Origin of the sequence: Lelliottia sp. SL45 (genome assembly GCF_026672535.1) — a bacterium.
GTDB classification, from domain to species: Bacteria; Pseudomonadota; Gammaproteobacteria; order Enterobacterales; family Enterobacteriaceae; genus Enterobacter; species Enterobacter nimipressuralis.
Genome location: NZ_JAPPRH010000011.1, coordinates 1 through 21213 on the forward strand (window position 1 = coordinate 1; position 21213 = coordinate 21213).

General features: G+C 48.9%; 28 protein-coding genes. 12 read left to right on the forward strand and 16 right to left on the reverse strand.

What is annotated here, in order from left to right; genetic code table 11:
• Positions 1-302: 302 nt before the first annotated feature.
• On the reverse strand, positions 303-662 hold the full coding sequence (locus tag OVA10_RS23730; protein ID WP_268197043.1) for a hypothetical protein: 360 nt from the start codon (positions 660-662) through the stop codon (positions 303-305).
• Between the two features lie 477 nt (positions 663-1139).
• On the opposite strand from OVA10_RS23730, the gene OVA10_RS23735 reads away from it, so the two are divergent.
• On the forward strand, positions 1140-1586 hold the full coding sequence (locus OVA10_RS23735; RefSeq protein WP_268197044.1) for a regulatory protein RecX: 447 nt from the start codon (positions 1140-1142) through the stop codon (positions 1584-1586).
• Positions 1587-1650: 64 nt separating this feature from the next.
• Here OVA10_RS23735 and ccdB (OVA10_RS23740) read toward each other — a convergent pair whose 3' ends face one another.
• On the reverse strand, positions 1651-1956 hold the full coding sequence (gene ccdB / locus OVA10_RS23740; RefSeq protein ID WP_268197045.1) for a type II toxin-antitoxin system toxin CcdB: 306 nt from the start codon (positions 1954-1956) through the stop codon (positions 1651-1653).
• A 1-nt stretch (position 1957) separates the two neighbouring features.
• Entirely contained in the window at positions 1958-2176 is a 219-nt protein-coding gene (gene ccdA, locus OVA10_RS23745) for a type II toxin-antitoxin system antitoxin CcdA (protein ID WP_268197046.1), read from the reverse strand.
• Positions 2177-2533: 357 nt separating this feature from the next.
• On the opposite strand from ccdA (OVA10_RS23745), the gene OVA10_RS23750 reads away from it, so the two are divergent.
• Positions 2534-2773 (forward strand): hypothetical protein, encoded by a 240-nt coding sequence (locus OVA10_RS23750; RefSeq protein ID WP_268197047.1) that lies wholly within the window; start codon positions 2534-2536, stop codon positions 2771-2773.
• Between the two features lie 102 nt (positions 2774-2875).
• On the opposite strand, the gene OVA10_RS23755 is transcribed toward OVA10_RS23750, so the two are convergent.
• The 5 genes from OVA10_RS23755 to OVA10_RS23775 all read right to left on the reverse strand — a co-directional run bounded on the left by OVA10_RS23755 (position 2876) and on the right by OVA10_RS23775 (position 6590).
• Entirely contained in the window at positions 2876-3766 is an 891-nt protein-coding gene (locus tag OVA10_RS23755) for a GTPase family protein (RefSeq protein WP_268197048.1), read from the reverse strand.
• Positions 3767-4835: 1069 nt separating this feature from the next.
• The gene (locus OVA10_RS23760; protein ID WP_202666599.1) at positions 4836-5081 is read right to left on the reverse strand and encodes a hypothetical protein; all 246 of its coding nucleotides are present in this window, start codon (positions 5079-5081) and stop codon (positions 4836-4838) included.
• Entirely contained in the window at positions 5078-5260 is a 183-nt protein-coding gene (locus tag OVA10_RS23765) for a Rop family plasmid primer RNA-binding protein (RefSeq protein ID WP_268197049.1), read from the reverse strand. Before OVA10_RS23765 ends, OVA10_RS23760 begins: the two co-directional genes overlap by 4 nt.
• 315 nt (positions 5261-5575) lie before the next feature.
• Positions 5576-5893, reverse strand: a complete 318-nt coding sequence (locus OVA10_RS23770) for a hypothetical protein (RefSeq protein ID WP_268197050.1) — start codon at positions 5891-5893, stop codon at positions 5576-5578.
• 49 nt (positions 5894-5942) lie between these two features.
• Positions 5943-6590 carry a helix-turn-helix domain-containing protein gene (locus OVA10_RS23775; protein ID WP_268197051.1) on the reverse strand — a complete coding sequence of 216 codons (648 nt, stop codon included), beginning with the start codon at positions 6588-6590 and terminating at the stop codon, positions 5943-5945.
• Between the two features lie 62 nt (positions 6591-6652).
• Between OVA10_RS23775 and relB (OVA10_RS23780) the strand changes: the two genes are divergently transcribed.
• From relB (OVA10_RS23780) to OVA10_RS23795, 4 genes are all read left to right on the forward strand, one after another.
• Entirely contained in the window at positions 6653-6877 is a 225-nt protein-coding gene (gene relB / locus OVA10_RS23780) for a type II toxin-antitoxin system RelB family antitoxin (protein WP_268197052.1), read from the forward strand.
• Complete coding sequence (locus OVA10_RS23785) at positions 6870-7127, forward strand: type II toxin-antitoxin system RelE family toxin (protein ID WP_268197055.1); 258 nt, start codon at positions 6870-6872, stop codon at positions 7125-7127. Before relB (OVA10_RS23780) ends, OVA10_RS23785 begins: the two co-directional genes overlap by 8 nt.
• 107 nt (positions 7128-7234) lie before the next feature.
• Positions 7235-8485, forward strand: a complete 1251-nt coding sequence (locus tag OVA10_RS23790; protein ID WP_268197053.1) for a PAAR domain-containing protein — start codon at positions 7235-7237, stop codon at positions 8483-8485.
• Positions 8478-8924, forward strand: coding sequence for a DUF943 family protein (locus OVA10_RS23795; RefSeq protein WP_268197054.1), 447 nt, complete (start codon positions 8478-8480; stop codon positions 8922-8924). Before OVA10_RS23790 ends, OVA10_RS23795 begins: the two co-directional genes overlap by 8 nt.
• A 2264-nt stretch (positions 8925-11188) precedes the next feature.
• On the opposite strand, the gene OVA10_RS23800 is transcribed toward OVA10_RS23795, so the two are convergent.
• A complete protein-coding gene (locus OVA10_RS23800) occupies positions 11189-11548 on the reverse strand; it encodes a hypothetical protein (protein WP_268197043.1) in 360 nt (119 codons plus the stop codon).
• Positions 11549-12025: 477 nt separating this feature from the next.
• Between OVA10_RS23800 and OVA10_RS23805 the strand changes: the two genes are divergently transcribed.
• Positions 12026-12472: a regulatory protein RecX gene (locus OVA10_RS23805; protein WP_268197044.1), complete on the forward strand. Its 447-nt coding sequence runs from the start codon at positions 12026-12028 to the stop codon at positions 12470-12472.
• Positions 12473-12536: 64 nt separating this feature from the next.
• Here OVA10_RS23805 and ccdB (OVA10_RS23810) read toward each other — a convergent pair whose 3' ends face one another.
• Entirely contained in the window at positions 12537-12842 is a 306-nt protein-coding gene (ccdB, locus tag OVA10_RS23810) for a type II toxin-antitoxin system toxin CcdB (RefSeq protein WP_268197045.1), read from the reverse strand.
• Between the two features lies 1 nt (position 12843).
• Positions 12844-13062: a type II toxin-antitoxin system antitoxin CcdA gene (gene ccdA / locus OVA10_RS23815; RefSeq protein WP_268197046.1), complete on the reverse strand. Its 219-nt coding sequence runs from the start codon at positions 13060-13062 to the stop codon at positions 12844-12846.
• Positions 13063-13419: 357 nt separating this feature from the next.
• Between ccdA (OVA10_RS23815) and OVA10_RS23820 the strand changes: the two genes are divergently transcribed.
• On the forward strand, positions 13420-13659 hold the full coding sequence (locus OVA10_RS23820) for a hypothetical protein (RefSeq protein WP_268197047.1): 240 nt from the start codon (positions 13420-13422) through the stop codon (positions 13657-13659).
• Positions 13660-13761: 102 nt separating this feature from the next.
• On the opposite strand, the gene OVA10_RS23825 is transcribed toward OVA10_RS23820, so the two are convergent.
• The 5 genes from OVA10_RS23825 to OVA10_RS23845 all read right to left on the reverse strand — a co-directional run bounded on the left by OVA10_RS23825 (position 13762) and on the right by OVA10_RS23845 (position 17476).
• A complete protein-coding gene (locus tag OVA10_RS23825) occupies positions 13762-14652 on the reverse strand; it encodes a GTPase family protein (RefSeq protein ID WP_268197048.1) in 891 nt (296 codons plus the stop codon).
• A gap of 1069 nt (positions 14653-15721) precedes the next feature.
• On the reverse strand, positions 15722-15967 hold the full coding sequence (locus tag OVA10_RS23830) for a hypothetical protein (protein ID WP_202666599.1): 246 nt from the start codon (positions 15965-15967) through the stop codon (positions 15722-15724).
• Positions 15964-16146 carry a Rop family plasmid primer RNA-binding protein gene (locus OVA10_RS23835; protein ID WP_268197049.1) on the reverse strand — a complete coding sequence of 61 codons (183 nt, stop codon included), beginning with the start codon at positions 16144-16146 and terminating at the stop codon, positions 15964-15966. The genes OVA10_RS23830 and OVA10_RS23835 overlap by 4 nt, the downstream gene beginning before the upstream one ends.
• Before the next feature lie 315 nt (positions 16147-16461).
• Positions 16462-16779, reverse strand: coding sequence for a hypothetical protein (locus tag OVA10_RS23840; protein WP_268197050.1), 318 nt, complete (start codon positions 16777-16779; stop codon positions 16462-16464).
• A gap of 49 nt (positions 16780-16828) precedes the next feature.
• On the reverse strand, positions 16829-17476 hold the full coding sequence (locus tag OVA10_RS23845) for a helix-turn-helix domain-containing protein (RefSeq protein WP_268197051.1): 648 nt from the start codon (positions 17474-17476) through the stop codon (positions 16829-16831).
• Positions 17477-17538: 62 nt separating this feature from the next.
• On the opposite strand from OVA10_RS23845, the gene relB (OVA10_RS23850) reads away from it, so the two are divergent.
• From relB (OVA10_RS23850) to OVA10_RS23865, 4 genes are all read left to right on the forward strand, one after another.
• Entirely contained in the window at positions 17539-17763 is a 225-nt protein-coding gene (gene relB, locus OVA10_RS23850) for a type II toxin-antitoxin system RelB family antitoxin (RefSeq protein ID WP_268197052.1), read from the forward strand.
• Positions 17756-18013: a type II toxin-antitoxin system RelE family toxin gene (locus OVA10_RS23855; RefSeq protein ID WP_268197056.1), complete on the forward strand. Its 258-nt coding sequence runs from the start codon at positions 17756-17758 to the stop codon at positions 18011-18013. Before relB (OVA10_RS23850) ends, OVA10_RS23855 begins: the two co-directional genes overlap by 8 nt.
• A gap of 107 nt (positions 18014-18120) precedes the next feature.
• Positions 18121-19371: a PAAR domain-containing protein gene (locus tag OVA10_RS23860; RefSeq protein WP_268197053.1), complete on the forward strand. Its 1251-nt coding sequence runs from the start codon at positions 18121-18123 to the stop codon at positions 19369-19371.
• On the forward strand, positions 19364-19810 hold the full coding sequence (locus tag OVA10_RS23865; RefSeq protein ID WP_268197054.1) for a DUF943 family protein: 447 nt from the start codon (positions 19364-19366) through the stop codon (positions 19808-19810). Before OVA10_RS23860 ends, OVA10_RS23865 begins: the two co-directional genes overlap by 8 nt.
• Positions 19811-21213: the final 1403 nt, after the last annotated feature.

A 21213-nucleotide genomic window follows, 5' to 3' on the forward strand; every position in this document is an offset into this window, starting at 1 on the left:
GTGCTGATATTTATATAAAAAATTAAATTTAGAATGGACATGATCCGGGCTTTCTTTAGGTGAAATCCACGTCAACATGTCCATTCTGTATTTTTTTGAGGAATCAGAATGAATGTTAATAAAAAACAGCTTGCAGCGGCCTTTCTGTCCGGTACTGATACCGGATCAGCGGTTGACGCTCTATCGTCGTTTGAGCGCCGGGAGATTATACGCCTCATCAACAGCCACACTGCCAACCGTGAACGATTCATGCAGAAACTCAAATCGCCGTCATACCAGTGGAGGAAGCCAGCGCCACGGCGCTAATCCAATCGCTCGCACTCCCCATCAATCGCGCTATCAGCGCCGCCAGTATCGCGCATTACAGCACACTGACCGGGCAGCCCGTAGCGCACGACAGTAGCGTTAGTCTCGCCGCCGCTACGCACCTGACGCGATTCATGCACCGTCACACGCTCAAGTAGTCCACCAGCAACCATTGCTTCCAGCGTGCGCCTGGTGGATTCGAGCTGATGCCGGGTGTCGAACGACTTCATGCCGTGGAGCAGGTAGGCAATGCCGGACACATCGAGCGGAGGCGAACCAATCTCACCCATAACCCATTCGAGGTTATCCGGCTCGAAGTAACTGAGTATCTCTTTTTTACGGCTGGTCATTCTCATGGCTGGCTGATTCCTTATTGTGGGATGGCACTATCATACAATAAGAAAATGGCTATCACGCCAACGGTAAGGTTACGGTAAGGTTTTACGGCAAGATTACAGCAAGATTACAACAAGGTTTTGTGGAGGCTACGAAAGTTTCGTAGTTCAAAAAGCGAGCTAAAAAGCAGAGCACTTTGATTTTTGTTGTACCCATGGTTGTACCCATTTTGATTTAGCGAATAAAAAAATACTTTTAAATCAAGATGTTTGTCGCTGTATTTGTCTTTCACATCAAGAAAATTAAATGCGCTATCAGGACGATTTAGCGGGACTCATGCCTGCGCGATGGTCTGATTACGCCATTCACGCGTCTGGTGACGGGTGTTATGTTTAAACGCTCCACCTTCCGGCGTCGCACCTGAAAGACGCGACAAAAGAGCAACACATCGCGGTGGCCGACCGTCACGCGATACCTGAACAGAAAAAAGGGACGAAATGACACCTGAAGCACTGTATGAGCACGCCGTGACCCTGCTTGCCAGAAAGGACTACAGTCATGGCGAAATGCGCAGGGTTCTGCATACGATGACGGATGACGTTATGACGGTGGAAGCGGCTCTGCTGCGTCTTCTGGAGTCCGGGTATATCGATGACCGCCGTCTTGCTGAAAATCTGCTGTCTCGCTTTCTGCGTAAGGAGTATGGCCCGTCCCGTATCAGGATGGAGTTCAGGCAGAAGGGGATTGAACAGAGCGTCGCTGAAAGTGCGCTTGGCGATACTGCGGCTGACTGGTTTGCCATGGCCTCTGAAAGCCGCCGTAAAAAGTTTGGTGATGCTCTGCCGTCAGACCCGAAGGAGAAAGCACGGCAGATGCGGTTTCTGCAAAGTCGCGGCTTCACGATGGAGATGATCATTGAGGCCATTACGCCCGTAAAAGACTGACGCACTGCGCTTGTCCGGCCGGTGACGACCACGCAATGAATTGCGCTCCCGTTCACCGTTTCCCTCAGATACCCCAGAAAATCAGGTTAAGGGCGTTTTTAATGGCTTCGGCATCATGGCTGAGATCGGCCACTGCGTCGCCGGTCAGGCTGGCCGGAACGCCGGATAATTCGGTGGTCATTGCCCGGTACTCTGTGCCGTTGATAATGACCACCGGGAATAACTGGCGGTTAACCTTCTGTGAGAAGTGGCGGGATTCCAGCAGGGGGATCACCATGCGTCGCCCTGGCGTTTCGATAATGTCGCTCTGTACATCCACAAACAGCCGGTAATGGCTCTCACGCGTATATTCATAGACCGTAAACTGCATGTCACCAGCTCCGGTTTTCGTCGGCAAAGGAGCCGTGCTGCGCGATGTAGTTCGCCACTTCCTCCATGCCTTCGCGGTTCTCTGCTTTCCAGCGTTCGGCCTTTATGCGTCGGGCTTCCCGGCTGATAGCGGCATTCACCAGCCCGGAAATATTCACGCCTGCGGCGTGTAATGCCTGATAGTGCTCTTTGTCCACGGTAACGCTGACTCTGTGTTTCATCGGGATCTCCTCATCTGAATATTGTGAGTATATACCCGTAGTGTGCAGACAGAAGCTGAAGTGAGAAAATGGCGCTTATGTCCGTTGTTTTCTTCCAGATAGACCGGCATGCAGTTACGTGCATAGCCATGCATACCCCGTAAAATTCACCAGCGCGTTTCTGCCGCGTTTTTGCAGTGCAGGCTGTGGTTTTCATCGGCTTCGGCCTTAAATCGCCCTGAGCGCGTTTTGGCGGTGCCTGTAACAGATGTTATGGTAAATAGGCGTCCTATTGATAAATACGAAGGAAGTACCCATATAGATAGCGCGGGCTAATTTTCGCTCGTTTATTTTTATGAATTATAAGGAAATTTCCGTATGAGCAAGTCCGATTATAAGTTTGTTAATACCAGTAAAGAGCAAGAGTACGAGCTGGAAGATTGGTTATATCGTAATAAATTTTCAAAGAAAAAAGATAACATTGATAAACTGAAAATCATCATCAATGAGAAGGTAAAAGGCGGAAATACTGCGGATAACATTACGTGGGATGAGCTTGATGATGCGTTGAAGAATAACTCTAAGTGGTTTTCTTCTTTGGCTCTGATTGGACAGTAATAACCTTTCTAAGAAAAGCTCGTCAACCTTTCGGTCGTCGGGCTTTTTTTAAGCAGTGCTAATAACGGATGTTATGGTAAATTTACCGTCATTTAGGGATTATCATCGCGAAAACCATTCCAAAACTTTCTTTCCGAAATTTTTTATAGTTGATTTTGCAACTTCAACAGCAATGTCTTTTACTGTGTCCCAAGCATCACCAGCCCAATCCTTTATCGAGTCCCAAAGACCTTTTTCGGCTGCTTCTTCCATTTTTTCTGTTTTTATATTTTGGCTTGCCTCCCTGTAAAGTGAATACTTTTTTCCATTTGGGAGGATCTCTATTATTTTCTCCATCGTTTCTACGATGTTGTAATTTCTGGTTGCGGAAGCTGTTTGAATATATTGTGTTGAAACACCAAAAGCCTTACTTATCTCATTTATCTTCTTGTTTATATTTAGTTCTTTTTCTGGTTTTGGCTGGTTTTTTTCTACATCCCAAAACCCCATGCCTGTACTCTCATCTAAGATAGGTTCTATTTTATCAACCTGATTAATAACAAAAATCACAGGGCATTGATCTAAATTTGGCTTTAATATTTCTTTATAGGCTTTTTCAGCAATAGCATAGGCACGGTCATCTGCCTTTATAACCCAAATAACAAGATCGAGACTTGGTATTAATTTACTATATAGTTTGAAGTATTCTTCATCTCTTTCAATCGTCTCGCCAACACCGGGAACATCTATTAGAATTAATCCAGGCTCTGAGTCATTAGAGCTAATATTAAATTCTTGCGTACTTCTTGTGCATGCTGCTACATCGCTAACCTTTGCTAGATCTTTTCCAAAAAGTGCATTGCACAGAGATGATTTCCCTACCCCTGTAACCCCAAAAACAGCAACTCTAGGAGTATACCCCTTAATATCGTTGACTTTTTTTTCGATAAGCTCTCGGATTTTTTGTGTGTTTAACTGATTTTTCAATATTTTACTATCCGGACTATTTGTCATTATAAAATCCTTTTAAATCAATTATTTATTTTCATGCAAGGTGTTTTTATGGCGAATGGTAAGTAGAAATACTTTATTCGCTTGATGAGTTGTACAGCATTTGCAAATCGCGATCATGACTCCTAAGCCATCCTCTAACAAATGTTCTTCTTGAGATCCCTTTTCTCTACGCGTAATCTTTTGCTCTGTAAACGAAAAAACCGCCTTGCAGGGCGGTTTTTCGAAGGTTCTCTGAGCTACCAACTCTTTGAACCGAGGTAACTGGCTTGGAGGAGCGCAGTCACCAAAACTTGTTCTTTCAGTTTAGCCTTAACTGGCGCATAACTTCAAGACTCTCCTCCTCTAAATCAGTTACCAATGGCTACCGCCACTGGCGATTTTTCGTGTCTGTTCCGGGTTGGACTCAAGATGATAGTTACCGGAACAACGTGGTAGTCGGGCTGAACGGGGGGTTCTTGCACACAGCCCAGCTTGGAGCGAACTGTCTAAACGGAACGGGACGTGGTGATTTGGGTAATGCTTCCACCACAACACGGATGCCGCAGGACGGGAACAGGAAAGCGCAAGAGGGAGCCATCAGGGGGAAACGCCTGGTATCTTTAAGTCCTGTCGGGTTTCGCCACCACTGATTCGAGCGTCAGATTTTGTGATACTCATCAGGGGGGCGGAGCCTATGGAAAAAACGGCAACGCCGCATCCTTTTCCCGCCTTCTCCTGCTCTCCCAGCACTTACGTTATTCTCCATTCGTGTAAGCAGGTAACGCCCGCCGCAGCCGAACGGCAGGAGCACAGCGACCGGGCGAGCGAGGAGGCGTAAGAGAGCCTGAACCTGCATTCTGCACGTACGCACCGTATCCGCCCCCTGCTGTGTTTCCCCGTCCGGGAGAGGTGCCTGACTTTCTGCGTCAGGGGGCTTTAACGGGGGCTAAAAACTTTCATTTTTTCCTAAATGTTATATTTATCATGTGGTTGTTATTATTTTCGCACTCCCCCTCAGGGAGGGGCGTTTTTCCGGCATGGCTCCCGCCGCCCTACAGCAGACATTCTGCGACCTTCCGGACCGCCACCGTTACCGTGGCTGAGTCAGGTATTTCCGGGCCAGCCTGATTCGGCGTGCCTGGTAAATTTCGCTCATGGCCTGCGTCTGGGTTGCGCCAGCGCCCATCAGGCTGACCATATGCTTCATGTCGGCGGCCGTGAGGGTGTAAACGTGACGCTGAATAAGTTCTCTTGCGCGCTGTTCGATAATCCCGGCCTCCATCATGGCGGCCAGAAGCCGCCTGTCGGTTTTGTTGAGTTTGTGGGATGTGCTCATGGCCTGCCCTCCAGCGCCCCGGTTAGGTGGTCACACAGGGCTTCGGCGAGTTCGTGGAGCCGCTCGCACTCGCTGGCCTGTTCGTCGAGGTCAAGCCCGTCCAGCTTTTCGAGCAGGAGCAGGGACTGGGTTTTGATAAATTTCGCCATGTTCAGTACGGCGGCGTGTTGCTTGTTCATGGTCACGTTTCCGCGTGTCGTGTGGGGTTCTGCCCCGGATTGTACCGCACGCGTTCCGGGATATAACCCACCCCCGCTAGAAACGCCTGTAATCGCCTCCGGGCGCTTTTTGGGGTGAGGCGTAGGGTTTTGTGGTTAAGGCGTTAAACGTCCTTCAGTGGGCTTTACGGCGCGTTTCATTGTGGGGTGTGAGCCGCTCCGTCAGTGGCCTTTGAGAGCGAAGAGGCTGCCTGGGCGTATTTTGAGGCAGAGTGTGAGCGCCGGCTGAAGCGCGGTTACTCCATATCAGCCTGATATTCTCCCTGCCCTGATGGTTTAGTCAGGCAGCCTGGCGCAGGAGCTGTCAATCAGGATATCGTGAAGATACTCCTTTCGTTTCATTTCCCTGAACAGATACAGACTCCCGTAAAACAGCGCCGTTCTGAGCTGATGATCACGGTGGTTATAATACTGAGTCAGTATGTTAAACCACTCATCGACATCTGACTGAAAATCCCGGTTGCTGAAATATTGCGTGTTCACCCGCAGTTTTTCTACCAGCTCAAGCAACACCAGAACGTCAGCATCTGGCTCCTTCTGAACCTCAATCATCCTGCGGACGTGCCATTCGTATTTATCGATAACCGTTGTCACTGTGCGTTCCCTTTTTTCATGTGCGCGGGTTTTATGCGCGCTAGTGCTTCTAATAACCTATTGTTGATAAGGCTTGATAGTTAGGTTCAGCGCCGTTATTGACCCAAGTTCTGAAGTCTGTATCACAACAGTACCTTACAGCGGTCGGAACAATAGGAGCTGTGCCTAAAAATGGGTATCCTATTGAGCTGATGCTAATTCTATCGAATGGTCTGTTTTTCAATGATTCGAATCCCTTGCTGTTGAAGTAGGCCAGCATTAAAGGCAAAAGGCTGTCTTCTTCCTGATCTATTGTGCCTGGGTGAAAGTAGTAACCATATCGATTAAATTCTGGAATAAGCTTTTCCACCAATGACATAAAACTCACTGGGGTAATATTAAGGGCTGAGCAGGCACCAAAAAGAGCATCTACCGTCAATACAGACTGACCATTCTCTATCTTTGTCCACGCGTTTGGCGTTTTTCCAGCGGCCTGTGCCAACACCCCTTGGTGCACACCTCTCTCTAACCTAAGTTCCTTTATGATTATTAGGTTAATTGTTGAAAAACATGAATTTTTTGACGGGTTATCCATTTTTAGCACCGTGTTTAATTTTTTCTCGTTCCCAAACTGAATAAAATTAATGGGGAATGAATTGTTCCTATTGGGAACTTCTTCTGCTTGCGTGTATTTTAATCTGGTGGCTTTGTAAGTCAATTTTTTCTGGCCTTTTTTGTTGACTTGTGGTGCTATACATGTATAGCGTTGTGGGAGGGTGTATGTTAGCTATCAGGTTGTCTGGTGATATTGAAGCTCGTCTGGATTCTCTGGCGAAACAGACCGGGAGAACGAAAACGTTCTATGCGCGGGAAGCGATACTGGCGCATCTGGAAGACCTGGAGGATTATTATCTTTCAGCAGAAACTGCTGCACGCGTTCGCCGTGGTGATGAAGCAGTGCATTCGTCTGAAGACGTGAGGAAGTCACTTGGTCTGGATGATTAACTATTCGGATCGGGCGCTCAAATCGTTACGTAAGATGGACAAACAGACCGCACGACGGATTGTGGATTTTATGGATTCACGCATCGCTGTTTCTGCCGATCCCCGGCAGTCAGGTAAGCCGCTCAAAGGGGAGTTGGGGGTGTTCTGGCGTTATCGTGTCGGAGATTATCGCATCTTGTGTGAAATCCGGGATGACGAGCTGGTTATCCTTGCGGCCACCATCGGCCATCGACGCGAAGTCTACGATTAAAGCCCGCTACAGCGGGCTTTTTCATGCGTGGCGTACAACGGATCTTATGACATGTCCGGTCCCTCATTCGGGCGGAGCTGCACTCTGAAACTTAAGGATTTAAAAAAATGGCGACAGGCTTCTGGATTGTGAAAGGCGATAAAACGACATGCGGGGGTTCAGTGCTGACCGGACACCCGAAGGGGAGGCAGATTGGCCCAAATCTAAACAGACAGGCAACTGTGGGCTGTCAGGTGTCCTGTGGTCAGCACCCCGGTGTCTACAGCGTGGTGGGAGGATACGCCGGTGATATTGTTCACGGGCAATTAGCCGCCAGCACGCTCTACAGCCGTTCTACCTGTCCGTGTAAGGCTTTTTTCATCCCCACCCATACGTTTATGTCACACGGGCCTTATCAGGAGCCTGAAAGAGCGTCAGCCAGTTCAGAGCCTGAGCAGCACGCGCAGGTGGCGAAAGCGCAGTCTTCAGCGGAGACTCCGGCAAAAACGCCTCCTGAACCGCTGCCGCTTCCGGCGCGGATCTATACCACGCAGCGCATCATGGATGACTACGACGCGAAGGACATGCACTGCGGCGACCTGGACGTACTGACGCTGAGAAATACTTTCCGGCTGAATGTTGACGAGGTTTCGATGAAGGTCAATCCGTGGACGCTGAAACTGAAAGATCCGGCAGACCCTTTTGCGTTCTCCTCGCCGTATGTACACCCTGATTTTCAGCCAAAACCGATGCCGTCAGTCAGCAGGGAAGAGGCCGCGCACCTGATGTTTGACGAGTTCAGGGAGCTGGCGAAGCTGTTCTCGTTTCAGGGGCCATACAGGAACGTCATCACGGAGATGATCACCCACATGGAGGGCAACAGCGGGAAGCCTTACAGCAGTCCGCTACTGGACAGGGCGCTGAAAGAGCAGATTTTGAATGACCATTCTGAGCAAAGTTCTTTGTTGAGTATCAACAACACTATTAAAAAATCGATAGATTATGACTATGGATATATACCATTAGTTTTTGAGTCATCGTTCCGAGATGGTATTGGGAAAGATGGTGTTGTTTTACCGAAGTTTAATCGGGCGCTCGACAACACAAACGGGCTGGTGATTACAGTTCATGATACCTGGTCGACGCATATCACGCTGGAATCGCTGGAGGTGACGGGCGACAGCTACAGGGCAATGGTGCACTACCGGGTTCAGGATCACTTCGGGCTTGATGATGCCGATGTTCAGAACGACCTGTTCAGGCAGTTCCGTATTTTTCGGCTGTGGTTCGTGCTCCAGCGCTGGGATCTTTACGGATATAAGCCATTTATCACCGAGATGAATGCGACCGTGGAAATCAGCGGGAGGCGCGGTGAATAAGCTGCTGATAGCGAGCGTTGTTGCGGCGGTGGCCGGTTGCTATCTGCTCTGGCAGTCCCTGACGCCGGTTGAGATTGTGGCCGTGCATGACGGTAATACTATCTTGGTCAGGCATTTTCCGTACCTGAAAAGCCGTCAGATAGCTTGGTGGGAAGCCAATAAGGACATGATAGAACTGAAATATGGGGTACCAAAATACAAAGTCTATGAGGGGTATAAATTCTATGATGTATACATTCACGACTTTGGTAATGGTTATCGCACTGAGCCAGAAGGGGATACTTTAATGTTTTATACCGAAGAAGTACTGTGCTTCGACGATATGACCGTTAAAGCAAGATGTATTGATAAGTCGCCTCTAATGAGTGTAAGTGACAGTAAAAATTTAGGGCTTAAATACTATTTCTATTCAGGATTTTTTGGGTCTAGGATTGGTTAAATGCTGAAATGGAAAAAGGATCTTCTTGAGATCCTTTTTTTCTGCGCGTAATCTCTCGCCCTGTAAACAAAAAAACCACCGCTACCAACGGTGGTTCGTTTGCCGGAGTTCAGAGCTACCAACTCTTGCTTCCGTAGGTAACTGGGTATACGAGACCGCAGAAACCAAAACAGTTCTTTCAGTGTAGCCGCAGTCAGGCACATACTTCAAGACCTCTCTAAATATCTCTCTCGTATACCTCCTGTTACCAGTGGCTGCTGCCAGTGGCGTTTTAGCGTGCTTTTCCGGGTTGGACTCAAGTGAACAGTTACCGGGTAAGGCGCAGCAGTCGGGCTGAACGGGGAGTTCTTGCATACAGCCCAGCTTGGAGCGAACTGCCTAACCGGAACGGGGGCGTGGTGATTTGGGTAAGGCTTCCACCACAACACGTAGACCGTATGGCGGGAACAGGAGAGCGCAAGAGGGAGCCGCCGGAGAGAAATCACCGGCATCTTTAAGTCCTGTCGGGTTTCGCCCGTACTGTCGGATTCATGGTTGAGCTTCGGCTCCCACAGATGCACCGGAAAAGCGTCTGTTTATGTGAACTCTGGCAGGAGGGCGGAGCCTATGGAAAAACGCCACCGGCGCAGCCTCTTACGTCCCTTCTCTCTTTGCGCACATGTTTTGTGGTGGGTTATCCCCTGAATCTGTGGATAACCCCTGAGCTTGTTGTGTGAGCGTATGTCACGCCCGCCGCAGCCGAACGTCAGGAGCGCAGCGACCGAGTGAGCGAGGAGGCGTAAGAGAGCCTGAACCTGCATTCTGCACGTACGCACCGTATCCGCTCCCTGCTGTGTTTTCCCTCTCCGGGATATGTACCCGACTTCCTGCGGTTGGGGTTTCTTAACCATTACGCTGAAAACACCCTGCCGCCCACGGAAACGGCACTACACCGCACCCGCCTGCGGTTTACACATGCACATATTTTACGTTTTCAGTCTCACTGTCCGAATCCCTGAACACAGCGCCAGCTCTGGCCTTATTCGATTTTCTTCCTCAAATCTGAAAACTGAATCTTTGCGAAAAATTAAGCAAAAAATGCCGCTTTTTGATCAAAGTCCGTATGTGCTCACGAAAAACGGAATGCGTTATTCCTTTAAAATCAGGGTGATCCCCTCTTTTCCGTGAGATTTAACATTTTGCAGAAACACGCTATTCACTTTTAAAATCGCCTGTAATCAACGGGATATCTGCTTTTCAGACTTGCTGTTTTTTGACACTCACCGTGACCGTTCGCCACCATGATGACGGGGATTTTTTGTGAGCGGGTGACAACACAGGACTGCGGGAACCTTAACAAAACTTAACATCTGAACGGTGAATACTGCGCAGAAGCTAAACCCTGACATTTCTGTACAGCCAGACTGCGGATCGTGCGCACATTTTCCCGCAGGCGAAACCGATACGTTACACTTCGATTCACATCAAACCCTTGCCAGCAAAGGGATACCGGAAACACCGCGCTGCGAATTGGGCTTCGATCTCCGGGGTGCGAAACGCGCTGCGAATTGAACTGCGAATCTGGCTGCGAGATGCACAGCTTGCGAAGCCGTGCGCAATATCGATAGCCCATTCTGTTTCGTCCGTTGCGGAAGGGGATTTCTGAGTGACAGAGCAGGGCATCTGAAAAGCTGAAAATGTTTATACCCCTGTTAACATGTTAATACCCTGCCAGCCCAGAAATGGCGCGGCAATCAGCGCTGGCCTGTAAACATGTTTATACCCCCTGAACGGGGATTTTTTCTGCGCATGAGGGGGCGGGCGGTGTACGCAGGGGGGTTGACGTGCGACCGTATAACCCCCCCACCTCCGAAAAGGTACTTTCCAGCATTTGAGAGCGCCGGGGGTGCAAAACTCGCACGGATTCACTACATATGAGATTTTTTCAGGAAAAAAATCGTGTCCGTACTTCTTTGGTTCAAGGTGCTGATATTTATATAAAAAATTAAATTTAGAATGGACATGATCCGGGCTTTCTTTAGGTGAAATCCACGTCAACATGTCCATTCTGTATTTTTTTGAGGAATCAGAATGAATGTTAATAAAAAACAGCTTGCAGCGGCCTTTCTGTCCGGTACTGATACCGGATCAGCGGTTGACGCTCTATCGTCGTTTGAGCGCCGGGAGATTATACGCCTCATCAACAGCCACACTGCCAACCGTGAACGATTCATGCAGAAACTCAAATCGCCGTCATACCAGTGGAGGAAGCCAGCGCCACGGCGCTAATCCAATCGCTCGCACTCCCCATCAATCGCGCTATCAGCGCCGCCAGTATCGCGCATTACAGCACACTGACCGGGCAGCCCGTAGCGCACGACAGTAGCGTTAGTCTCGCCGCCGCTACGCACCTGACGCGATTCATGCACCGTCACACGCTCAAGTAGTCCACCAGCAACCATTGCTTCCAGCGTGCGCCTGGTGGATTCGAGCTGATGCCGGGTGTCGAACGACTTCATGCCGTGGAGCAGGTAGGCAATGCCGGACACATCGAGCGGAGGCGAACCAATCTCACCCATAACCCATTCGAGGTTATCCGGCTCGAAGTAACTGAGTATCTCTTTTTTACGGCTGGTCATTCTCATGGCTGGCTGATTCCTTATTGTGGGATGGCACTATCATACAATAAGAAAATGGCTATCACGCCAACGGTAAGGTTACGGTAAGGTTTTACGGCAAGATTACAGCAAGATTACAACAAGGTTTTGTGGAGGCTACGAAAGTTTCGTAGTTCAAAAAGCGAGCTAAAAAGCAGAGCACTTTGATTTTTGTTGTACCCATGGTTGTACCCATTTTGATTTAGCGAATAAAAAAATACTTTTAAATCAAGATGTTTGTCGCTGTATTTGTCTTTCACATCAAGAAAATTAAATGCGCTATCAGGACGATTTAGCGGGACTCATGCCTGCGCGATGGTCTGATTACGCCATTCACGCGTCTGGTGACGGGTGTTATGTTTAAACGCTCCACCTTCCGGCGTCGCACCTGAAAGACGCGACAAAAGAGCAACACATCGCGGTGGCCGACCGTCACGCGATACCTGAACAGAAAAAAGGGACGAAATGACACCTGAAGCACTGTATGAGCACGCCGTGACCCTGCTTGCCAGAAAGGACTACAGTCATGGCGAAATGCGCAGGGTTCTGCATACGATGACGGATGACGTTATGACGGTGGAAGCGGCTCTGCTGCGTCTTCTGGAGTCCGGGTATATCGATGACCGCCGTCTTGCTGAAAATCTGCTGTCTCGCTTTCTGCGTAAGGAGTATGGCCCGTCCCGTATCAGGATGGAGTTCAGGCAGAAGGGGATTGAACAGAGCGTCGCTGAAAGTGCGCTTGGCGATACTGCGGCTGACTGGTTTGCCATGGCCTCTGAAAGCCGCCGTAAAAAGTTTGGTGATGCTCTGCCGTCAGACCCGAAGGAGAAAGCACGGCAGATGCGGTTTCTGCAAAGTCGCGGCTTCACGATGGAGATGATCATTGAGGCCATTACGCCCGTAAAAGACTGACGCACTGCGCTTGTCCGGCCGGTGACGACCACGCAATGAATTGCGCTCCCGTTCACCGTTTCCCTCAGATACCCCAGAAAATCAGGTTAAGGGCGTTTTTAATGGCTTCGGCATCATGGCTGAGATCGGCCACTGCGTCGCCGGTCAGGCTGGCCGGAACGCCGGATAATTCGGTGGTCATTGCCCGGTACTCTGTGCCGTTGATAATGACCACCGGGAATAACTGGCGGTTAACCTTCTGTGAGAAGTGGCGGGATTCCAGCAGGGGGATCACCATGCGTCGCCCTGGCGTTTCGATAATGTCGCTCTGTACATCCACAAACAGCCGGTAATGGCTCTCACGCGTATATTCATAGACCGTAAACTGCATGTCACCAGCTCCGGTTTTCGTCGGCAAAGGAGCCGTGCTGCGCGATGTAGTTCGCCACTTCCTCCATGCCTTCGCGGTTCTCTGCTTTCCAGCGTTCGGCCTTTATGCGTCGGGCTTCCCGGCTGATAGCGGCATTCACCAGCCCGGAAATATTCACGCCTGCGGCGTGTAATGCCTGATAGTGCTCTTTGTCCACGGTAACGCTGACTCTGTGTTTCATCGGGATCTCCTCATCTGAATATTGTGAGTATATACCCGTAGTGTGCAGACAGAAGCTGAAGTGAGAAAATGGCGCTTATGTCCGTTGTTTTCTTCCAGATAGACCGGCATGCAGTTACGTGCATAGCCATGCATACCCCGTAAAATTCACCAGCGCGTTTCTGCCGCGTTTTTGCAGTGCAGGCTGTGGTTTTCATCGGCTTCGGCCTTAAATCGCCCTGAGCGCGTTTTGGCGGTGCCTGTAACAGATGTTATGGTAAATAGGCGTCCTATTGATAAATACGAAGGAAGTACCCATATAGATAGCGCGGGCTAATTTTCGCTCGTTTATTTTTATGAATTATAAGGAAATTTCCGTATGAGCAAGTCCGATTATAAGTTTGTTAATACCAGTAAAGAGCAAGAGTACGAGCTGGAAGATTGGTTATATCGTAATAAATTTTCAAAGAAAAAAGATAACATTGATAAACTGAAAATCATCATCAATGAGAAGGTAAAAGGCGGAAATACTGCGGATAACATTACGTGGGATGAGCTTGATGATGCGTTGAAGAATAACTCTAAGTGGTTTTCTTCTTTGGCTCTGATTGGACAGTAATAACCTTTCTAAGAAAAGCTCGTCAACCTTTCGGTCGTCGGGCTTTTTTTAAGCAGTGCTAATAACGGATGTTATGGTAAATTTACCGTCATTTAGGGATTATCATCGCGAAAACCATTCCAAAACTTTCTTTCCGAAATTTTTTATAGTTGATTTTGCAACTTCAACAGCAATGTCTTTTACTGTGTCCCAAGCATCACCAGCCCAATCCTTTATCGAGTCCCAAAGACCTTTTTCGGCTGCTTCTTCCATTTTTTCTGTTTTTATATTTTGGCTTGCCTCCCTGTAAAGTGAATACTTTTTTCCATTTGGGAGGATCTCTATTATTTTCTCCATCGTTTCTACGATGTTGTAATTTCTGGTTGCGGAAGCTGTTTGAATATATTGTGTTGAAACACCAAAAGCCTTACTTATCTCATTTATCTTCTTGTTTATATTTAGTTCTTTTTCTGGTTTTGGCTGGTTTTTTTCTACATCCCAAAACCCCATGCCTGTACTCTCATCTAAGATAGGTTCTATTTTATCAACCTGATTAATAACAAAAATCACAGGGCATTGATCTAAATTTGGCTTTAATATTTCTTTATAGGCTTTTTCAGCAATAGCATAGGCACGGTCATCTGCCTTTATAACCCAAATAACAAGATCGAGACTTGGTATTAATTTACTATATAGTTTGAAGTATTCTTCATCTCTTTCAATCGTCTCGCCAACACCGGGAACATCTATTAGAATTAATCCAGGCTCTGAGTCATTAGAGCTAATATTAAATTCTTGCGTACTTCTTGTGCATGCTGCTACATCGCTAACCTTTGCTAGATCTTTTCCAAAAAGTGCATTGCACAGAGATGATTTCCCTACCCCTGTAACCCCAAAAACAGCAACTCTAGGAGTATACCCCTTAATATCGTTGACTTTTTTTTCGATAAGCTCTCGGATTTTTTGTGTGTTTAACTGATTTTTCAATATTTTACTATCCGGACTATTTGTCATTATAAAATCCTTTTAAATCAATTATTTATTTTCATGCAAGGTGTTTTTATGGCGAATGGTAAGTAGAAATACTTTATTCGCTTGATGAGTTGTACAGCATTTGCAAATCGCGATCATGACTCCTAAGCCATCCTCTAACAAATGTTCTTCTTGAGATCCCTTTTCTCTACGCGTAATCTTTTGCTCTGTAAACGAAAAAACCGCCTTGCAGGGCGGTTTTTCGAAGGTTCTCTGAGCTACCAACTCTTTGAACCGAGGTAACTGGCTTGGAGGAGCGCAGTCACCAAAACTTGTTCTTTCAGTTTAGCCTTAACTGGCGCATAACTTCAAGACTCTCCTCCTCTAAATCAGTTACCAATGGCTACCGCCACTGGCGATTTTTCGTGTCTGTTCCGGGTTGGACTCAAGATGATAGTTACCGGAACAACGTGGTAGTCGGGCTGAACGGGGGGTTCTTGCACACAGCCCAGCTTGGAGCGAACTGTCTAAACGGAACGGGACGTGGTGATTTGGGTAATGCTTCCACCACAACACGGATGCCGCAGGACGGGAACAGGAAAGCGCAAGAGGGAGCCATCAGGGGGAAACGCCTGGTATCTTTAAGTCCTGTCGGGTTTCGCCACCACTGATTCGAGCGTCAGATTTTGTGATACTCATCAGGGGGGCGGAGCCTATGGAAAAAACGGCAACGCCGCATCCTTTTCCCGCCTTCTCCTGCTCTCCCAGCACTTACGTTATTCTCCATTCGTGTAAGCAGGTAACGCCCGCCGCAGCCGAACGGCAGGAGCACAGCGACCGGGCGAGCGAGGAGGCGTAAGAGAGCCTGAACCTGCATTCTGCACGTACGCACCGTATCCGCCCCCTGCTGTGTTTCCCCGTCCGGGAGAGGTGCCTGACTTTCTGCGTCAGGGGGCTTTAACGGGGGCTAAAAACTTTCATTTTTTCCTAAATGTTATATTTATCATGTGGTTGTTATTATTTTCGCACTCCCCCTCAGGGAGGGGCGTTTTTCCGGCATGGCTCCCGCCGCCCTACAGCAGACATTCTGCGACCTTCCGGACCGCCACCGTTACCGTGGCTGAGTCAGGTATTTCCGGGCCAGCCTGATTCGGCGTGCCTGGTAAATTTCGCTCATGGCCTGCGTCTGGGTTGCGCCAGCGCCCATCAGGCTGACCATATGCTTCATGTCGGCGGCCGTGAGGGTGTAAACGTGACGCTGAATAAGTTCTCTTGCGCGCTGTTCGATAATCCCGGCCTCCATCATGGCGGCCAGAAGCCGCCTGTCGGTTTTGTTGAGTTTGTGGGATGTGCTCATGGCCTGCCCTCCAGCGCCCCGGTTAGGTGGTCACACAGGGCTTCGGCGAGTTCGTGGAGCCGCTCGCACTCGCTGGCCTGTTCGTCGAGGTCAAGCCCGTCCAGCTTTTCGAGCAGGAGCAGGGACTGGGTTTTGATAAATTTCGCCATGTTCAGTACGGCGGCGTGTTGCTTGTTCATGGTCACGTTTCCGCGTGTCGTGTGGGGTTCTGCCCCGGATTGTACCGCACGCGTTCCGGGATATAACCCACCCCCGCTAGAAACGCCTGTAATCGCCTCCGGGCGCTTTTTGGGGTGAGGCGTAGGGTTTTGTGGTTAAGGCGTTAAACGTCCTTCAGTGGGCTTTACGGCGCGTTTCATTGTGGGGTGTGAGCCGCTCCGTCAGTGGCCTTTGAGAGCGAAGAGGCTGCCTGGGCGTATTTTGAGGCAGAGTGTGAGCGCCGGCTGAAGCGCGGTTACTCCATATCAGCCTGATATTCTCCCTGCCCTGATGGTTTAGTCAGGCAGCCTGGCGCAGGAGCTGTCAATCAGGATATCGTGAAGATACTCCTTTCGTTTCATTTCCCTGAACAGATACAGACTCCCGTAAAACAGCGCCGTTCTGAGCTGATGATCACGGTGGTTATAATACTGAGTCAGTATGTTAAACCACTCATCGACATCTGACTGAAAATCCCGGTTGCTGAAATATTGCGTGTTCACCCGCAGTTTTTCTACCAGCTCAAGCAACACCAGAACGTCAGCATCTGGCTCCTTCTGAACCTCAATCATCCTGCGGACGTGCCATTCGTATTTATCGATAACCGTTGTCACTGTGCGTTCCCTTTTTTCATGTGCGCGGGTTTTATGCGCGCTAGTGCTTCTAATAACCTATTGTTGATAAGGCTTGATAGTTAGGTTCAGCGCCGTTATTGACCCAAGTTCTGAAGTCTGTATCACAACAGTACCTTACAGCGGTCGGAACAATAGGAGCTGTGCCTAAAAATGGGTATCCTATTGAGCTGATGCTAATTCTATCGAATGGTCTGTTTTTCAATGATTCGAATCCCTTGCTGTTGAAGTAGGCCAGCATTAAAGGCAAAAGGCTGTCTTCTTCCTGATCTATTGTGCCTGGGTGAAAGTAGTAACCATATCGATTAAATTCTGGAATAAGCTTTTCCACCAATGACATAAAACTCACTGGGGTAATATTAAGGGCTGAGCAGGCACCAAAAAGAGCATCTACCGTCAATACAGACTGACCATTCTCTATCTTTGTCCACGCGTTTGGCGTTTTTCCAGCGGCCTGTGCCAACACCCCTTGGTGCACACCTCTCTCTAACCTAAGTTCCTTTATGATTATTAGGTTAATTGTTGAAAAACATGAATTTTTTGACGGGTTATCCATTTTTAGCACCGTGTTTAATTTTTTCTCGTTCCCAAACTGAATAAAATTAATGGGGAATGAATTGTTCCTATTGGGAACTTCTTCTGCTTGCGTGTATTTTAATCTGGTGGCTTTGTAAGTCAATTTTTTCTGGCCTTTTTTGTTGACTTGTGGTGCTATACATGTATAGCGTTGTGGGAGGGTGTATGTTAGCTATCAGGTTGTCTGGTGATATTGAAGCTCGTCTGGATTCTCTGGCGAAACAGACCGGGAGAACGAAAACGTTCTATGCGCGGGAAGCGATACTGGCGCATCTGGAAGACCTGGAGGATTATTATCTTTCAGCAGAAACTGCTGCACGCGTTCGCCGTGGTGATGAAGCAGTGCATTCGTCTGAAGACGTGAGGAAGTCACTTGGTCTGGATGATTAACTATTCGGATCGGGCGCTCAAATCGTTACGTAAGATGGACAAACAGACCGAACGACGGATTGTGGATTTTATGGATTCACGCATCGCTGTTTCTGCCGATCCCCGGCAGTCAGGTAAGCCGCTCAAAGGGGAGTTGGGGGTGTTCTGGCGTTATCGTGTCGGAGATTATCGCATCTTGTGTGAAATCCGGGATGACGAGCTGGTTATCCTTGCGGCCACCATCGGCCATCGACGCGAAGTCTACGATTAAAGCCCGCTACAGCGGGCTTTTTCATGCGTGGCGTACAACGGATCTTATGACATGTCCGGTCCCTCATTCGGGCGGAGCTGCACTCTGAAACTTAAGGATTTAAAAAAATGGCGACAGGCTTCTGGATTGTGAAAGGCGATAAAACGACATGCGGGGGTTCAGTGCTGACCGGACACCCGAAGGGGAGGCAGATTGGCCCAAATCTAAACAGACAGGCAACTGTGGGCTGTCAGGTGTCCTGTGGTCAGCACCCCGGTGTCTACAGCGTGGTGGGAGGATACGCCGGTGATATTGTTCACGGGCAATTAGCCGCCAGCACGCTCTACAGCCGTTCTACCTGTCCGTGTAAGGCTTTTTTCATCCCCACCCATACGTTTATGTCACACGGGCCTTATCAGGAGCCTGAAAGAGCGTCAGCCAGTTCAGAGCCTGAGCAGCACGCGCAGGTGGCGAAAGCGCAGTCTTCAGCGGAGACTCCGGCAAAAACGCCTCCTGAACCGCTGCCGCTTCCGGCGCGGATCTATACCACGCAGCGCATCATGGATGACTACGACGCGAAGGACATGCACTGCGGCGACCTGGACGTACTGACGCTGAGAAATACTTTCCGGCTGAATGTTGACGAGGTTTCGATGAAGGTCAATCCGTGGACGCTGAAACTGAAAGATCCGGCAGACCCTTTTGCGTTCTCCTCGCCGTATGTACACCCTGATTTTCAGCCAAAACCGATGCCGTCAGTCAGCAGGGAAGAGGCCGCGCACCTGATGTTTGACGAGTTCAGGGAGCTGGCGAAGCTGTTCTCGTTTCAGGGGCCATACAGGAACGTCATCACGGAGATGATCACCCACATGGAGGGCAACAGCGGGAAGCCTTACAGCAGTCCGCTACTGGACAGGGCGCTGAAAGAGCAGATTTTGAATGACCATTCTGAGCAAAGTTCTTTGTTGAGTATCAACAACACTATTAAAAAATCGATAGATTATGACTATGGATATATACCATTAGTTTTTGAGTCATCGTTCCGAGATGGTATTGGGAAAGATGGTGTTGTTTTACCGAAGTTTAATCGGGCGCTCGACAACACAAACGGGCTGGTGATTACAGTTCATGATACCTGGTCGACGCATATCACGCTGGAATCGCTGGAGGTGACGGGCGACAGCTACAGGGCAATGGTGCACTACCGGGTTCAGGATCACTTCGGGCTTGATGATGCCGATGTTCAGAACGACCTGTTCAGGCAGTTCCGTATTTTTCGGCTGTGGTTCGTGCTCCAGCGCTGGGATCTTTACGGATATAAGCCATTTATCACCGAGATGAATGCGACCGTGGAAATCAGCGGGAGGCGCGGTGAATAAGCTGCTGATAGCGAGCGTTGTTGCGGCGGTGGCCGGTTGCTATCTGCTCTGGCAGTCCCTGACGCCGGTTGAGATTGTGGCCGTGCATGACGGTAATACTATCTTGGTCAGGCATTTTCCGTACCTGAAAAGCCGTCAGATAGCTTGGTGGGAAGCCAATAAGGACATGATAGAACTGAAATATGGGGTACCAAAATACAAAGTCTATGAGGGGTATAAATTCTATGATGTATACATTCACGACTTTGGTAATGGTTATCGCACTGAGCCAGAAGGGGATACTTTAATGTTTTATACCGAAGAAGTACTGTGCTTCGACGATATGACCGTTAAAGCAAGATGTATTGATAAGTCGCCTCTAATGAGTGTAAGTGACAGTAAAAATTTAGGGCTTAAATACTATTTCTATTCAGGATTTTTTGGGTCTAGGATTGGTTAAATGCTGAAATGGAAAAAGGATCTTCTTGAGATCCTTTTTTTCTGCGCGTAATCTCTCGCCCTGTAAACAAAAAAACCACCGCTACCAACGGTGGTTCGTTTGCCGGAGTTCAGAGCTACCAACTCTTGCTTCCGTAGGTAACTGGGTATACGAGACCGCAGAAACCAAAACAGTTCTTTCAGTGTAGCCGCAGTCAGGCACATACTTCAAGACCTCTCTAAATATCTCTCTCGTATACCTCCTGTTACCAGTGGCTGCTGCCAGTGGCGTTTTAGCGTGCTTTTCCGGGTTGGACTCAAGTGAACAGTTACCGGGTAAGGCGCAGCAGTCGGGCTGAACGGGGAGTTCTTGCATACAGCCCAGCTTGGAGCGAACTGCCTAACCGGAACGGGGGCGTGGTGATTTGGGTAAGGCTTCCACCACAACACGTAGACCGTATGGCGGGAACAGGAGAGCGCAAGAGGGAGCCGCCGGAGAGAAATCACCGGCATCTTTAAGTCCTGTCGGGTTTCGCCCGTACTGTCGGATTCATGGTTGAGCTTCGGCTCCCACAGATGCACCGGAAAAGCGTCTGTTTATGTGAACTCTGGCAGGAGGGCGGAGCCTATGGAAAAACGCCACCGGCGCAGCCTCTTACGTCCCTTCTCTCTTTGCGCACATGTTTTGTGGTGGGTTATCCCCTGAATCTGTGGATAACCCCTGAGCTTGTTGTGTGAGCGTATGTCACGCCCGCCGCAGCCGAACGTCAGGAGCGCAGCGACCGAGTGAGCGAGGAGGCGTAAGAGAGCCTGAACCTGCATTCTGCACGTACGCACCGTATCCGCTCCCTGCTGTGTTTTCCCTCTCCGGGATATGTACCCGACTTCCTGCGGTTGGGGTTTCTTAACCATTACGCTGAAAACACCCTGCCGCCCACGGAAACGGCACTACACCGCACCCGCCTGCGGTTTACACATGCACATATTTTACGTTTTCAGTCTCACTGTCCGAATCCCTGAACACAGCGCCAGCTCTGGCCTTATTCGATTTTCTTCCTCAAATCTGAAAACTGAATCTTTGCGAAAAATTAAGCAAAAAATGCCGCTTTTTGATCAAAGTCCGTATGTGCTCACGAAAAACGGAATGCGTTATTCCTTTAAAATCAGGGTGATCCCCTCTTTTCCGTGAGATTTAACATTTTGCAGAAACACGCTATTCACTTTTAAAATCGCCTGTAATCAACGGGATATCTGCTTTTCAGACTTGCTGTTTTTTGACACTCACCGTGACCGTTCGCCACCATGATGACGGGGATTTTTTGTGAGCGGGTGACAACACAGGACTGCGGGAACCTTAACAAAACTTAACATCTGAACGGTGAATACTGCGCAGAAGCTAAACCCTGACATTTCTGTACAGCCAGA

Bases quoted from the DNA above. Each gene is read 5' to 3' on its own strand.
- OVA10_RS23730 (WP_268197043.1), bottom strand. From the start codon at position 662: ATGAGAATGACCAGCCGTAAAAAAGAGATACTCAGTTACTTCGAGCCG.
- OVA10_RS23735 (WP_268197044.1), top strand. From the start codon at position 1,140: ATGACACCTGAAGCACTGTATGAGCACGCCGTGACCCTGCTTGCCAGA.
- ccdB (WP_268197045.1), bottom strand. From the start codon at position 1,956: ATGCAGTTTACGGTCTATGAATATACGCGTGAGAGCCATTACCGGCTG.
- ccdA (WP_268197046.1), bottom strand. From the start codon at position 2,176: ATGAAACACAGAGTCAGCGTTACCGTGGACAAAGAGCACTATCAGGCA.
- OVA10_RS23750 (WP_268197047.1), top strand. From the start codon at position 2,534: ATGAGCAAGTCCGATTATAAGTTTGTTAATACCAGTAAAGAGCAAGAG.
- OVA10_RS23755 (WP_268197048.1), bottom strand. From the start codon at position 3,766: ATGACAAATAGTCCGGATAGTAAAATATTGAAAAATCAGTTAAACACA.
- OVA10_RS23760 (WP_202666599.1), bottom strand. From the start codon at position 5,081: ATGAGCACATCCCACAAACTCAACAAAACCGACAGGCGGCTTCTGGCC.
- OVA10_RS23765 (WP_268197049.1), bottom strand. From the start codon at position 5,260: ATGAACAAGCAACACGCCGCCGTACTGAACATGGCGAAATTTATCAAA.
- relB (WP_268197052.1), top strand. From the start codon at position 6,653: ATGTTAGCTATCAGGTTGTCTGGTGATATTGAAGCTCGTCTGGATTCT.
- OVA10_RS23785 (WP_268197055.1), top strand. From the start codon at position 6,870: ATGATTAACTATTCGGATCGGGCGCTCAAATCGTTACGTAAGATGGAC.
- OVA10_RS23790 (WP_268197053.1), top strand. From the start codon at position 7,235: ATGGCGACAGGCTTCTGGATTGTGAAAGGCGATAAAACGACATGCGGG.
- OVA10_RS23800 (WP_268197043.1), bottom strand. From the start codon at position 11,548: ATGAGAATGACCAGCCGTAAAAAAGAGATACTCAGTTACTTCGAGCCG.
- OVA10_RS23805 (WP_268197044.1), top strand. From the start codon at position 12,026: ATGACACCTGAAGCACTGTATGAGCACGCCGTGACCCTGCTTGCCAGA.
- ccdB (WP_268197045.1), bottom strand. From the start codon at position 12,842: ATGCAGTTTACGGTCTATGAATATACGCGTGAGAGCCATTACCGGCTG.
- ccdA (WP_268197046.1), bottom strand. From the start codon at position 13,062: ATGAAACACAGAGTCAGCGTTACCGTGGACAAAGAGCACTATCAGGCA.
- OVA10_RS23820 (WP_268197047.1), top strand. From the start codon at position 13,420: ATGAGCAAGTCCGATTATAAGTTTGTTAATACCAGTAAAGAGCAAGAG.
- OVA10_RS23825 (WP_268197048.1), bottom strand. From the start codon at position 14,652: ATGACAAATAGTCCGGATAGTAAAATATTGAAAAATCAGTTAAACACA.
- OVA10_RS23830 (WP_202666599.1), bottom strand. From the start codon at position 15,967: ATGAGCACATCCCACAAACTCAACAAAACCGACAGGCGGCTTCTGGCC.
- OVA10_RS23835 (WP_268197049.1), bottom strand. From the start codon at position 16,146: ATGAACAAGCAACACGCCGCCGTACTGAACATGGCGAAATTTATCAAA.
- relB (WP_268197052.1), top strand. From the start codon at position 17,539: ATGTTAGCTATCAGGTTGTCTGGTGATATTGAAGCTCGTCTGGATTCT.
- OVA10_RS23855 (WP_268197056.1), top strand. From the start codon at position 17,756: ATGATTAACTATTCGGATCGGGCGCTCAAATCGTTACGTAAGATGGAC.
- OVA10_RS23860 (WP_268197053.1), top strand. From the start codon at position 18,121: ATGGCGACAGGCTTCTGGATTGTGAAAGGCGATAAAACGACATGCGGG.